At 73.4% G+C, this 12,627-nt stretch carries 10 protein-coding genes; 3 read left to right on the top strand and 7 right to left on the bottom strand.

Annotation, left to right across the window (positions count from 1 at the left end):
- Positions 1-48: 48 nt before the first annotated feature.
- Together purH and purN are read right to left on the bottom strand one after the other, a co-directional pair.
- On the bottom strand, positions 49-1,632 hold the full coding sequence (gene purH / locus ACFWJW_RS00315) for a bifunctional phosphoribosylaminoimidazolecarboxamide formyltransferase/IMP cyclohydrolase (protein WP_387232646.1): 1,584 nt from the start codon (positions 1,630-1,632) through the stop codon (positions 49-51).
- Positions 1,629-2,285 carry a phosphoribosylglycinamide formyltransferase gene (gene purN, locus ACFWJW_RS00310; protein WP_387232643.1) on the bottom strand — a complete coding sequence of 219 codons (657 nt, stop codon included), beginning with the start codon at positions 2,283-2,285 and terminating at the stop codon, positions 1,629-1,631. The genes purH and purN overlap by 4 nt, the downstream gene beginning before the upstream one ends.
- Before the next feature lie 245 nt (positions 2,286-2,530).
- On the opposite strand from purN, the gene ACFWJW_RS00305 reads away from it, so the two are divergent.
- On the top strand, positions 2,531-3,406 hold the full coding sequence (locus tag ACFWJW_RS00305) for a hypothetical protein (RefSeq protein WP_387232640.1): 876 nt from the start codon (positions 2,531-2,533) through the stop codon (positions 3,404-3,406).
- 26 nt (positions 3,407-3,432) lie between these two features.
- Here ACFWJW_RS00305 and ACFWJW_RS00300 read toward each other — a convergent pair whose 3' ends face one another.
- Positions 3,433-5,037: a DUF6350 family protein gene (locus tag ACFWJW_RS00300; RefSeq protein ID WP_387232637.1), complete on the bottom strand. Its 1,605-nt coding sequence runs from the start codon at positions 5,035-5,037 to the stop codon at positions 3,433-3,435.
- Positions 5,038-5,136: 99 nt separating this feature from the next.
- Between ACFWJW_RS00300 and ACFWJW_RS00295 the strand changes: the two genes are divergently transcribed.
- Positions 5,137-6,066, top strand: coding sequence for a sigma factor-like helix-turn-helix DNA-binding protein (locus ACFWJW_RS00295; RefSeq protein ID WP_387232634.1), 930 nt, complete (start codon positions 5,137-5,139; stop codon positions 6,064-6,066).
- A 109-nt stretch (positions 6,067-6,175) separates the two neighbouring features.
- Here ACFWJW_RS00295 and sucD read toward each other — a convergent pair whose 3' ends face one another.
- Both sucD and sucC read right to left on the bottom strand, forming a co-directional pair.
- Positions 6,176-7,060: a succinate--CoA ligase subunit alpha gene (gene sucD / locus ACFWJW_RS00290; RefSeq protein WP_387232630.1), complete on the bottom strand. Its 885-nt coding sequence runs from the start codon at positions 7,058-7,060 to the stop codon at positions 6,176-6,178.
- A gap of 20 nt (positions 7,061-7,080) precedes the next feature.
- Positions 7,081-8,256, bottom strand: a complete 1,176-nt coding sequence (gene sucC / locus ACFWJW_RS00285) for an ADP-forming succinate--CoA ligase subunit beta (RefSeq protein ID WP_387232627.1) — start codon at positions 8,254-8,256, stop codon at positions 7,081-7,083.
- Positions 8,257-9,120: 864 nt separating this feature from the next.
- Here sucC and ACFWJW_RS00280 point away from each other — a divergent pair.
- Complete coding sequence (locus tag ACFWJW_RS00280) at positions 9,121-10,041, top strand: peptidoglycan-binding protein (RefSeq protein WP_387232624.1); 921 nt, start codon at positions 9,121-9,123, stop codon at positions 10,039-10,041.
- A 134-nt stretch (positions 10,042-10,175) separates the two neighbouring features.
- On the opposite strand, the gene ACFWJW_RS00275 is transcribed toward ACFWJW_RS00280, so the two are convergent.
- Together ACFWJW_RS00275 and ACFWJW_RS00270 are read right to left on the bottom strand one after the other, a co-directional pair.
- Complete coding sequence (locus ACFWJW_RS00275; RefSeq protein ID WP_387232621.1) at positions 10,176-11,555, bottom strand: hypothetical protein; 1,380 nt, start codon at positions 11,553-11,555, stop codon at positions 10,176-10,178.
- A 94-nt stretch (positions 11,556-11,649) separates the two neighbouring features.
- Entirely contained in the window at positions 11,650-12,510 is an 861-nt protein-coding gene (locus tag ACFWJW_RS00270; protein ID WP_387232618.1) for a hypothetical protein, read from the bottom strand.
- Positions 12,511-12,627 lie beyond the last annotated feature (117 nt).

Below are 12,627 nucleotides of genomic sequence, written 5' to 3'. Positions count from 1 at the left end.
GGCCGCACCCCGCGCGGGGTGCGGCCCTCGGGGCGTTTCTGCGGCGGCTCAGTGGAAGAAGTGCCGGGTGCCCGTGAAGTACATCGTCACGCCGGCCTGCTTCGCGGCCTCGATGACCTGCTCGTCGCGGACCGAACCACCGGGCTGGACCACGGCCTTGACGCCGGCGGCGGTCAGGATCTCCAGGCCGTCCGGGAACGGGAAGAACGCGTCGGAGGCGGCGTACGAGCCCTGCGCGCGCTCCTCGCCCGCCCGCTCGACCGCGAGTTTCGCCGAGTCGACGCGGTTGACCTGGCCCATGCCGACGCCGACCGAGGCGCCGTCCTTGGCGAGCAGGATCGCGTTGGACTTGACGGCGCGGCAGGCGCGCCAGGCGAAGGCCAGCTCGGCCAGTTCCCCGGCGGACAGCGCGGCACCGGTGGCCAGCGTCCAGTTCGCCGGGTCGTCGCCCTCGGCCTGGAGCCGGTCGGTGACCTGGAGCAGCGCGCCGCCGTCAACCGGCTTGACCTCTACCGGGTTCGAGGGCGCCTCGGGGCAGCGCAGCACGCGGATGTTCTTCTTGCGGGCGAGGATCTCGACCGCGCCGTCCTCGTAGCCGGGGGCCACGATGACCTCGGTGAAGATGTCGGCGACCTGCTCGGCCATCGCCACGGAGACCGGGCGGTTGACGGCGATGACGCCGCCGAAGGCGGAGAGCGGGTCACAGGCGTGCGCCTTGCGGTGCGCCTCGGCGACATCCGCGCCGACCGCGATACCGCAGGGGTTGGCGTGCTTGATGATCGCGACACAGGGTTCGCTGTGGTCGTACGCGGCCCGGCGCGCGGCGTCGGTGTCCGTGTAGTTGTTGTACGACATCTCCTTGCCGTGCAGCTGCTCGGCCTCCGCGAGCCCGCCGCTGCCGTCCACGTACAGCGCGGCGCCCTGGTGCGGGTTCTCGCCGTAGCGCAGGACGTTCTTGCGGGAGTAGGTGGCGCCGAGGAACTCGGGGAAGGCGGAGTCGTCCGCGCTGTGTCCATCAGCGGCTCCGCCGCGGGCGTCGAGGAACCAGGAGGCGACCGCCACGTCGTACGCCGCGGTGTGCTGGAACGCCTCCGCCGCCAGCCGCTTGCGCCCGGCCAGTTCGAAGCCGCCGTCGGCGACGGCCTTGAGGACCTCGCCGTAGTGGGCGGGGTTGACGACGACCGCCACCGAGGGGTGGTTCTTGGCGGCGGCGCGGACCATCGAGGGGCCGCCGATGTCGATCTGCTCCACGCACTCGTCGGGGGTGGCGCCGGAGGCCACGGTCTCCCGGAACGGGTAGAGGTTGACGATGACCAGGTCGAACGGCTCGACGCCGAGCCCGGCCAGCTGCTGGCGGTGGTCCTCCAGGCGGAGGTCGGCCAGGATGCCGGCGTGCACCTTCGGGTGCAGGGTCTTGACCCGGCCGTCGAGGCACTCGGGGAAGCCCGTCAGCTCCTCGACCTTGGTGACCGGCACCCCGGCCGCGGCGATCTTCGCGGCCGTCGATCCGGTGGAGACGAGCTGGACGCCCGCCGCGTGCAGACCCTGTGCCAGCTCCTCCAGCCCGGACTTGTCGTAGACGCTGACCAGCGCGCGGCGGATGGGGCGCTTCGTGCCTTCGGTGGCGGTCACGAGATACGTACCTTTCGTCCCTCAATGCGGTAGCCGTGCCGGGCCAGATGCCCCACGACCTCGACGAGCAGCGATCGCTCGACTTCCTTGATGCGCTCATGCAGCGCGGATTCGTCGTCCTCGTCCCGGACCTCGACCACGCCCTGGGCGATGATTGGGCCGGTGTCGACGCCGTCGTCGACGAAGTGGACGGTGCATCCGGTGACCTTCGCGCCGTACGCGAGTGCGTCGCGCACGCCGTGGGCACCGGGAAAGCTCGGCAGCAGCGCCGGGTGGGTGTTGACCGTGCGGCCACCGAAGCGGGCCAGGAACTCCTTGCCCAGGATCTTCATGAAGCCGGCCGAGACCACCAGGTCGGGCTCGTAAGCGGCGGTCGCCTCGGTGAGCGCCGCATCCCAGTCCGCGCGGCTGTCGTAGTCCTTGACCCGGCAGACGAACGTCGGCAGCCCCGCGGCCGCGGCGCGCTCCAGCCCCACGATGGCGCCGCGGTCGGCGCCGACGGCCACGATCTCGGCCCCGTACGCCTCCGGGCCCTGCGCGGCGATGGCGTCCAGCAGCGCCTGGAGGTTGGTCCCCGAACCGGAGACGAGCGCGACGATGCGGGCCGGGCGGCCGGGACGGGCGGGCTGGACGGGGGGTGGGGAGGAAGCCACGGCGGGGCTCTTTTCCGATCTCGCGTGCTTTGTGTGGTCATACAAGACTGCGGGTACCGCAGATCCGGGGAACCCTACGAAGGCGCCGACCGTCAGCAACGATACCGGCACACCGCGCGGCCCCCACGGGACGGGGGCGGGCACGGGAGGTAGCGTCAGGCGTAAGACTGCATGCAGTTCGTGGTAACCACGCGCCGGCCGCCAAAACCCGTGCGCGGACGAGACAAGGGGAAGAAACACCTCCGATGACGGACCGACGCCGCCGCGCGGCCCTCCTGCTCCCTCTGCCCGCCACCGCCCCCGGGGTGGTGCTGCTGCCGCGGGAGCGCAAGTCGTCGTCCTCATCGTCCTCGTCGTCGGAGCCCACCGGCCCGGATTCCCCGGACACCGAGCGGGACAACCCCTTCGCCCCACCGCCGGCCGGCACCCCCGACCAGGCATGGCGCCCGCGCCACCGCACCCGTTCCGGCCAGAACGGCGACGGCGACGAGGAGCAGCCGCAGGACGAGCCGACGCCGAGCTGGGGCAGCCAGTGGAGCCCCCGGCAGCCGGGGCGGCAGAGCGGCGGCTTCGGCACCCGGCCCGGCGGCCGCAACGGCCAGCAGGGCGGCCCCGGTGGTCCCGGCGGCCCCGGCGGACTGCGCTGGGACCCCACCGACCCGGCCCAGCGCCGGGCCCGCTACGCACTCCTCGCCGGCATGTGGTCGTTCTTCTTCGTGCTGTTCAGCCTGCCGGAGGTCGCGCTGCTGCTGAGTGCGCTGGCGATCTACTGGGGCATCAGCGCGCTGCGCGCCAAGCCGAGCCCCGCGAAGGCGTCCGCCGCGGCGACCACCGCCGCCATGGAGGGCCGCCCCGCGCCCGCCGCCGAGCAGCCCGACCGCGACGGCCGGCCCGGCGCCCCGGCCGCGCCGGGCTCCACCCGGCCGCAGGTCACCTCGGCGATCGCCGGGCTGGTGACCGCGTCGCTGGCGCTGATGATGGTCGCCGCGACCTTCACCGTGCAGATCGTCTACCGCGACTACTTCACCTGCGTGAGCGACGCCCTGACGCAGTCGGCCGGCAAGTCCTGCGAGAACCTGCTCCCCAAGGAACTGCGGCCGCTGCTGAGCACGCAGAAGTAGCGGAGCGCTCCGCGGAGGGCGCCGTATCAGTCGTCTGCGGGTGCGTCGGGGCCGGTCGCGCAGTTCCCCGCGCCCCCGAGGGGCGCGGTCGTGCCGCACCGAGCCGCGGCGAGGGCGCTGGGCGGGTCCGTGCCGTCGTCGTCGTTCTCGGTATCGCTGTCCTTCTTGATGTCACTGTCGTCCGTCGCGGCGCCATCTCCGCCGTCCGTCGCGGCGCCGGCCTCGTCCTTCGTGCTCACCGGCTGCCGCGGGGCCGGTTCGTTCTGCGGGGCCTCGGCTGCCCGTCGTCGGGCCCGCAGCCACCAGACCCGGAGCGCGACCGCGGCCGGGACGCCGGTCAGGGCGGTCCAGGCCGCCGCCGCCAGGCCCGTACGCCACCAGCTCGGGCCGAAGGCGGCGAGCGCGCCGGTGCCCAGTGCGCCGCCGGCGAGGCCCGCGAGCGCGGCCATGACCACACCGCAGAGGCCGGCCCCCAGGGCCGCCACACAGGCCGTCGGCCACCAGGACCAGGGCGCCCCCGGGGAGCTCGGCGCGGTGGCGGAGCGGGCCACTTCTCGGGCGAGCAGCGCCCCCGCCACCACGGGCACGACGGCCACCGCCCAGGTCAGCGGGTTTCCGGGGCCGGCGTCGGGCAGTCCGCCGAGCAGTGGCAGCTGCGGCAGCACGGGATGCGCCGAGGTCCCCAGCGGGGCGACCGTACTGCCCGCGCCGACGGTGAACCCCGGCCCCAGGCCGTAGGCGGCGCCCCAGACGGCCGCGTTCGGGAGCAGGGCCAGGCACAGCAGCAGCACGGTGGCGCGGCCCGCCCAGTCGGGGGCCAGCTGGAGGAGGTCGTCGCGTACCCGGCCCGCGTGCAGGCCGAGCGAGAGCAGGGTGAGCAGAGCGCCGGCCGCCAGCAGGGCGCCGAGGGCGGCGCCGGCGGCCCGGCACACGGCGCCCCGGCGGGCGGCGGCGACCCGCGAGCCGCCGAGGAAGGCGCGCAGCCGGCGTGGTGCCCTGGACCTGAGCCGCAGGATCCTGACGGGCAGCAGCTCGGTGCCCGGGTGCCGCAGGAGGCGCCAGGCCGTGCCGCCGAGGATGGCGGCCGTGGTGGCCGGTACGCACAGCAGCACGCTGAGCGGCTCGGCCCGCAGCCGGCCGCCCGAGGCGTAGACCAGCGCCCCGGCCACGATCAGCAGATACCCGGCGAGCAGGGCGCCGAGCAGGGTGCGCGGCGCGACCGTATGGGCGGCGTCCGCGGCCTGGCCGGCGGACGGGGCGCGGCCGGGCGGGCCGTCGGCCGAGGTGGCCAGGGCGTGCCGGGCGGCCCGGTGGAGCAGCCAGACCGGGAGGACGGCGAGCAGCAGCGGGGGCACGGCGACCGGGGCGGAGGCGTGCGCGGTGCTGCGTACGAGGTCGCCGCCGTGCGCCAGCAGCCACAGGTCGGCGGCGAGATGCAGGGCCCGGGAGGGGTCGCTGTCGGGGTAGGGGGAGGCGACCCAGAGCAGCAGCACGGCGACCGTCAGCGCGCCGAGGCCGAGACCGGCGGCCGTCACACCGCCGAGGAAGGCCGCGCCGATGGCGGAGGAACGCTGGGCGGCGGCCCGGCCGTGCGAGGACAACGTGGGGCCGCGCTCGATCAACTGGCTCACGCCGCCATGCTGCCAACAAGACACCTTTCGGCCATGTACTGGTGAAATGCCCGACGTGTCGCACCGCGCCGGTGCGGCGGGTTTTCCACACTGCTCGGTATGACCCAGCGCGAGCAGGCCGCCACCGCCTTCGACGATCTCCACACCCGGCACGCAGCGGCGCTGAACCAGCAGGCGTATCTGCTCACCGGACGGCCGTGGCTCGCCCGGCGGGCGGTGGAGCGGGGGTTCCGGCTGGCCTGGGAGCGCTGGCCGGAGGTCGCGGTGGATCCGGATCCGGCGGGGTGGGTGCGGGCGGCGGTGTACGAGTACGCGCTGTCGCCGTGGCACCGGCTGTGTCCGGGGCTGCGGACCGCCCCCGGCCTGCGCGAGGAGTCGGCCGCCGGGCCGTCGGACCGCGCGCTGCCGGCGGCCCTGCTGAGCCTGCCCGCCCGGTACCGGCGGGTGCTGCTGCTGCACGACGTGGTCGGGCTCGGGCCGGACGGGACCGCGGCCGAGATCGAGGCGAGCGTCCCGGCCACTACGGCGCGGCTGGCGCATGCGCGCGAGCGGCTCGCCGAGCTGCTGCCGGGGCTGGGGCTCGACGGGCAGCCACCGCTGCGGCAGCGCGAGATCCTGCGGGCCCGGATCACCGCGCTGCCGCCCGTGCCTCCGACGGCGCCGTCCACCGCGGCCGACGTACGCAGCGGCAGCGAGCGCAGCGCCCGGCGGACCACCCGGGCGGTCTTCGGGGGGACCGGGCTGTTCGCGCTGGTGACGCTGGTGATGATGGCCCTCACCCCGGACCACTCCACGCCGCCGGAGCGGGCCCGGGCGACCGCGCCGCACACCCGGCCGGCACCGGCACCGGCCCGGCACCGGGGCACGGAGGCCCGGGACCAGCGGAACGCGGCACGGGAGCAAGGGAATTCGGCCCGGAACGCGGCACGGGAGGAAGGGAACGCGGCCCGGGACGCGGCACGGGAGGAAGGGAACGCGGCCGTACGGAAGAGGATCCGGCAGGCCCGGCTGGCGCCCGAGCTGCGCTGATCCGTACGGCCCGCCCCCGGGAACGGGCGCGGGCCCGCACCCCGAGGGGTACGGGCCCGCGTCCGGGGCACTGCGCCGCGGGACGGGTCCGGCGGCGCGGGAACGCCAATCAGCCGCCGAGGATCTCGCGGGCCAGCCGCGCGGTCTCGGACGGGGTCTTGCCGACCTTGACGCCGGCGGCCTCCAGGGCCTCCTTCTTCGCCTGGGCGGTGCCGGAGGAGCCGGAGACGATGGCGCCGGCGTGGCCCATGGTCTTGCCCTCGGGCGCGGTGAAGCCCGCGACGTAGCCGACGACCGGCTTGGAGACGTTGGCCTTGATGAAGTCGGCCGCACGCTCCTCGGCGTCGCCGCCGATCTCGCCGATCATCACGATCAGGTCGGTGTCGGGGTCGGCCTCGAACGCCTCCAGGGCGTCGATGTGCGTGGTGCCGATGACCGGGTCGCCACCGATGCCGACGGCCGAGGAGAAGCCGATGTCACGGAGCTCGTACATCATCTGGTAGGTCAGCGTGCCGGACTTGGACACGAGACCGATGCGGCCGGGCTTGGTGATGTCGCCCGGGATGATGCCGGCGTTGGACTGGCCGGGGGTGATCAGGCCGGGGCAGTTCGGGCCGATGATCCGGGTCTTGTTGCCCTTGGCCTGCGCGTACGCCCAGAAGGCGGCGGAGTCGTGGACCGCGATGCCCTCGGTGATCACGACGGCCAGCGGGATCTCGGCGTCGATCGCCTCGACGACGGCGGCCTTGGCGAAGGCCGGCGGCACGAAGAGCACGGACACGTCGGCGCCGGTCTTCTCCATCGCCTCGGCGACGGAGCCGAAGACGGGTACCTCGGTGCCGTCGAAGTCGACGCTGGTGCCGGCCTTGCGCGGGTTCACACCGCCGACGATGTTGGTGCCGTCACCGAGCATCAGCTTGGTGTGCTTCATGCCAGTGGCACCGGTCATGCCCTGGACGATGACCTTGCTTTCCTTGGTCAGGAAGATAGCCATGGTTGTTGTGTCCTCGTCCTTTACTTAGCAGCCAGCTCGGCGGCCTTGTCGGCCGCGCCGTCCATGGTGTCCACACGCTGCACCAGCGGGTGGTTGGCCTTCGACAGGATCTCGCGACCGAGCTCCGCGTTGTTGCCGTCGAGGCGCACGACCAGGGGCTTGTTGACGTCCTCGCCCTTGGACTTGAGCAGCTCCAGGGCCTGCACGATGCCGTTGGCGACCTCGTCACAGGCGGTGATGCCACCGAAGACGTTGACGAAGACGGACTTGACGTCCGGGTCGCCGAGGATGATCTCCAGGCCGTTCGCCATGACCTCGGCGGAGGCGCCGCCACCGATGTCGAGGAAGTTGGCGGGCTTGACGTTGTCGTGCTTCTCGCCGGCGTAGGCGACGACGTCCAGGGTGCTCATGACGAGGCCCGCGCCGTTGCCGATGATGCCGACCTGGCCGTCGAGCTTGACGTAGTTCAGACCCTTGGCCTTGGCAGCAGCCTCGAGCGGGTTGGCTGCGTCCTTGTCCTCCAGCGCCTCGTGCTCCGGCTGACGGAACTCGGCGTTGGCGTCCAGCGAGACCTTGCCGTCAAGGGCGATGACCTCGCCGCTGGCGACCTTGGCCAGCGGGTTGACCTCGACGAGGAGCGCGTCCTCGGCGATGAAGGTCTTCCACAGGGTGACCAGAACGTCGGCGACCTTCTCGGCGACCTCGGCCGGGAACTTCGCCTGGGCGACGATCTCGCGGGCCTTCTCGATCGTGACGCCCTCGTTGGCGTCGACCGGGACCTTCGCGAGCTCGTCGGGCCGGGTCGCCGCGACCTCTTCGATGTCCATGCCGCCGGCGACGGAGGCCATGGCCAGGAAGGTGCGGTTGGTGCGGTCGAGGAGGTACGAGACGTAGTACTCCTCGGCGATCTCCGGCGCGGTCTCGGCGATCATCACCTTGTGGACCGTGTGGCCCTTGATGTCCATGCCCAGGATCTGACCGGCCTTCTCGACCGCGTCGTCCTCACTGGTGGCCAGCTTCACGCCGCCGGCCTTGCCGCGGCCACCGACCTTCACCTGCGCCTTGACGACCGACTTGCCGCCCAGCCGCTGGGTCGCCTCGCGCGCCGCCTCAGGCGTGTCGATGACTTCACCGGCCAGCACCGGTACACCGTGCTTGGCGAAGAGGTCCCTCGCCTGGTACTCGAACAGGTCCACGCGCGTCCGTCCCTTGTCTTCTCAGAATCGCCGTAGTGATCGCGGTTCGTTCGTCTGCGATGGGCGTGCCGCGAAGGGCAACGTGACGGCGCTGTCACAGGGGAGGCGTACACGGAGACCGGATACGCGGCATGTCCGTCCGGCAGGTTATCGCCGCAGGAGCTGAGGCCCTAAATCGCAGATCACACTCCAGCGGTGATTACCATCACAGATCTTTTGGCCAAGTTACGCCTCCCTGAGATTTCCGCATGTTGTCGGGTGGATTTCCTCCGTCCCGAACGCATATGTGGTGGGGACGCGCTCCGCGCCCGGCCGGCCGCCAGCTCCGTTGTCACTCACCGTGCGCTCGGGTGTGGCGCACGGTTCGCGATCTCCTCCCGATACGCCCCCGTGCGCCCCGTCTCATGCGATTCCGGTTCCGGTGTCGCGGGAATCCAGTTGGGAAGAAGTGGCGACTCCCGCGCACAAGACCTCCGCAGGCGGTGTCCGGAATGGCCTCTTGACCCTTCAACTCCCGCTTACGGACACTGTGTTGAGCACATACGCATACTCACGCATCAGGAGTCACACACCCCTGCCCCGCCCGCCCTCCCCCTTTCTCGATTTCCCGGTGTCCGCGCACTCGGCGCCCGTAGGGATAGGCGGGGAATGCCGACACATACGCCATCCCCCACGTTTATGCGGAAGAGCTTCCCCGCCGCATCCGCGGCATCACCACCGTCACCCCATCCGTCACCCCGTCCGTCACCCGGCCCGTGACCGCTTTCGCCGGCGCACCCGGCGCACACCGCTCCACCGGCCGATACGGATCACCGGCTGCGCCGCCCCGGCCGCAGCCGCGGTCGACGAGGAAGGAATCGCCTGATGGCCACCCCGCTGACCGCGAGCCGGCTGCTGAAGGCACTGCGCGACGAGGGCCTGGTGGTCCATGAAGTCCGCAGCTGGCGTACGCACAACCGCAATGCGAAGGGCCCCTGGGGCCCGACACACGGCGTGATGATCCACCACACCGCCACCGAGGGCACCGACACCTCGGTGGACCTCTGCTACGACGGACGCTCCGATCTGCCGGGGCCGCTGTGTACGGGCGTGATCGACAAAAAGGGCGAGGTCCATCTCGTCGGCAACGGCCGCGCCAACCACGCCGGGCTCGGCGACGGTGACGTACTGCGCGCGGTGATCGACGAGGACCCGGAGCTGCCGGCGGACAACGAGGCGGACACCGACGGCAACCGTCACTTCTACGGCTTCGAATGCATCAACCTCGGGGACGGCAAGGACCCGTGGCCCGAGGAGCAGCGGGTCGCCATGGAGAAGGTGTCGGCCGCGATCTGCCGGGCGCACGGCTGGAACGAGCGCTCGGTGATCGGCCACAAGGAGTGGCAGCCCGGGAAGGTCGATCCGCGCGGTATCGCGATGGACGACCTGCGCGGCCGGATCAAGAAGCGGCTGGCGAAGCCGGCGGAGGGCGCGCCGGAAACGGACGGTACGGAGCCGGACGGCTCGGGGCCGACCCCGCCGGAACCGCAGCCTCCGCGCTACGAACCGTTTCCCGGCCGGGACTTCTTCCGGTCGGGGACCAGCAGCCCGGTGGTCACGGCCATGGGTGAACGGCTGGTCGCCGAGGGGTGCGGCCACTACGAAGAAGGCCCCGGGCCGGAGTGGACCGAGGCGGACCGCGCGTCGTACGCGGCCTGGCAGCGCAAGCTCGGCTTCCACGGCAAGGACGCGGACGGGGTGCCGGGGCGGGTGAGCTGGGAACGGCTGCGGGTGCCCAACTCGTAGCGGACGGCGGCTCGTTGCCGCCCAAAAAACACCAAGGCCGGGCGAACCTCCCCCACAGAGGTCCGCCCGGCTGTTCATGGGTGTTCCGGCATCGGTCGCCGCCGCGACCGGGAGCCGGTGGTGCCGGCTTCGGCTCAGACGGCCTGAACCGGGAGGGCCGGCAGCGCCGGGATGTTGGCGGCGTTGGTCAGGTCGGCCAGGTCAGCGGGCACGGCCGGGAGGGCCGGGACGGCGACGGCGTCGGTGAGGTTGGCGGGGACCGCGGGCACGGCCGGGGTGGCCGGGAGGGCGTCGGTCACGTTGGCCGGGACGGCCGGGACGGCGGGGGTCGCGGGCACGGACGGGGTGGCCGGGACGGACGGGACGGCGGGGGTCGCGGGCACGGACGGGGTGGCCGGGACGGACGGGACGGCCGGCACGGACTTCGCCGGGGTCAGGCCGCGGACGCCGGTGACGGCCTGGCCGGCGGTGTCCTGGGCGTCGGTCACGACGACGGTGGCCAGGCCCTGCGCGAACGGGGCGGCGTCAGCGGCCGCACCCTGGGCGAACGCCACCGCGTCGGTCGCCTTGCCCTGGGCGAACGGGGCGGCCTTGGCGACCTCACCCTGAGCGAACGGCGCGGCGTCGGTGGCCACGCCCTGGGCGAACGGCACCGCGTCGGCCGCGGCGCCCTGCGCGAACAGCTGCGCCTGGCCGCCGACGACGGTCACGAACGGGGCGGCCTGGCCGGCCGCGTCACCGGCGAGCTGACCGGCACCGCCGACCGCCCCCTGGGCGACCGGCACGACCTTGACGACGACCCGGCGGGCGACGGGCGGCAGCACGTCGTCGGCGGTCTGGTCGACGACCGGACGCGCGGTGGCCAGCGCACCCTGGGCCTGCTTCGTCAGCTGCTCGGGACGGATGCCCGCACCGGCGAGACCGGCCAGCAGGTTGTCGGCCGAGCCGGGGGCCTTGGGCAGCGCGGGGGCCTTCGGCAGCGCCGGGGTGCCGGGCAGGGACGGGACGCCCGGGGTGGCGGGCAGCTTCGGAACGGCGGGCAGCATGCCGTCCGTGAGGCGGCCGGCCTGGCCGAGGTCGGCGCCCTTGGCGGCCTTCTTGACGGTCTTGACGGCCTTCTTGGCCTGCTTCAGGCCGGCGGCCTTGCGCGCCGCACCGGTGTCCGGCAGACCGGCGCCGCTGACCTGCTTCTGCACGCCGCCGGCCGCACCGGTCACGTCGCCGGCCTGCGGCAGCTTGCCGGTGGGCAGGTTCTCGGCCGACACGCCGCCGAGGGCGCCGGTGGCCTTGCCCGCCACCTCGCCGACCGTCTTCTCGGCGGTCTCGGCGGTCTTGGTCGCGGTGCCGGCCAGATCGCCGGTGGGCAGGTGCTTGGCGGTGTCGGTGACCGTGCCGGTGGTGGGCAGGTCCGAACCGACGGGCAGCTCGGCGGCGTTGGCGCCGGCGGTGCCCAGGGCCCACAGACCGGTGGCGGCAGCGGCAACGACGATGGAACGACGGATGTGGGAGCGCATGGAGGTGAAGTCCTTCGAATTCGGAGGGGTTTGACGGGCAGACCTGTCCCGCCCCCGCGCGGCAGGTCCAGTTACAGACGCGGAGCGGTCTGCCCTAGCCCGGGAATTCGAGGATTTCTTCGGCACGCCGACGCGTCGGAGCGCCATCGGCCGTGCGGACGCCACCGGGCAGCAGCCGGAAGCGCGTGGGGTCCGCCGGGGCGGCGGCGTACTGGTCCCCGCCACGGGGGCCGTGGCCGTCACCGGCGGTGTGCGAGGCGGGCGCCGCCGGGCCCTGCGGGTACTGCCCCGGAAGGCCGTCGTGGCCCGGGTCCCGCTGCTCGTGAACGGTGGCCGAGGAGCCCTCGGAGACCGGCTTGCGCAGGTCGTCGAGGAGCTGAACCGCCTCGGCGGCGGCAGCGCGGTCGACCGTGGCAGCGGTCCGCGAACCGGCCGACGGCGCCTCGCCCGGCGTACGGCCGTGCCCGTGCGGGCCGCCGTCTCCGGGGTGTCCGGCGTGCTCACCGGACGGGAGGTGCACGGGCAGCGCGGCACCGGCCGAGTCCCCGATCTCCCGTACGACGCGGCCCACCGGCTCGGTGACCGGTGCGGTCTGCTCGACGGCGGGCCGGACGGCCTGCGTCACCGCGTCGGACGCGGCGTGGGTGCGCTCGGCGAACCGCGCGCCGGACTCCTCGCCCCGCTCGGTGACCGCGGCGCGGGAACCGGACAGCCGGCTCGCCCCGTCCCGGGTGGCGGCCCGGTCCGGGGTGGACGCCTCGGCGGCGGGCCGCGCCGGGGCCGTTGCCCCGGACAGCTCCGCGCTCCCCGTGCGGTCGTCGGCATGGGCGCCGGGACCGAAGGCGAAGCCGAGGGCGACGAAGCCCACCAGGAAGAGCCCGGCCAGCAGCGCACGCCGCACGGCCACCGTGCGCGGCAGGCGCACAGTGGCAGGCAGGGCGAGCACAGCAGACAAGGGGGGACCTTCCCATACGGACGGGGACAGCCGAGGAACCTGCCCTCGGCGTCACGCGCGTCGCGGGCGATCGAGCGATGAGCTGATACTTGCATGAGCAACCAGGTGCCACGCAAG

The sequence above is a fragment of the Streptomyces sp. NPDC127097 genome (genome assembly GCF_042724075.1).
Taxonomy (GTDB): Bacteria; Actinomycetota; Actinomycetes; order Streptomycetales; family Streptomycetaceae; genus Streptomyces.
This window is presented reverse-complemented; position numbering and strand designations above follow the sequence as displayed.

Coding starts and splice junctions, on each gene's coding strand:
- sucD (WP_387232630.1), bottom strand. CDS start 7,060: ATGGCTATCTTCCTGACCAAGGAAAGCAAGGTCATCGTCCAGGGCATG.
- ACFWJW_RS00295 (WP_387232634.1), top strand. CDS start 5,137: ATGACCCAGCGCGAGCAGGCCGCCACCGCCTTCGACGATCTCCACACC.
- ACFWJW_RS00280 (WP_387232624.1), top strand. CDS start 9,121: ATGGCCACCCCGCTGACCGCGAGCCGGCTGCTGAAGGCACTGCGCGAC.
- ACFWJW_RS00305 (WP_387232640.1), top strand. CDS start 2,531: ATGACGGACCGACGCCGCCGCGCGGCCCTCCTGCTCCCTCTGCCCGCC.
- ACFWJW_RS00275 (WP_387232621.1), bottom strand. CDS start 11,555: ATGCGCTCCCACATCCGTCGTTCCATCGTCGTTGCCGCTGCCGCCACC.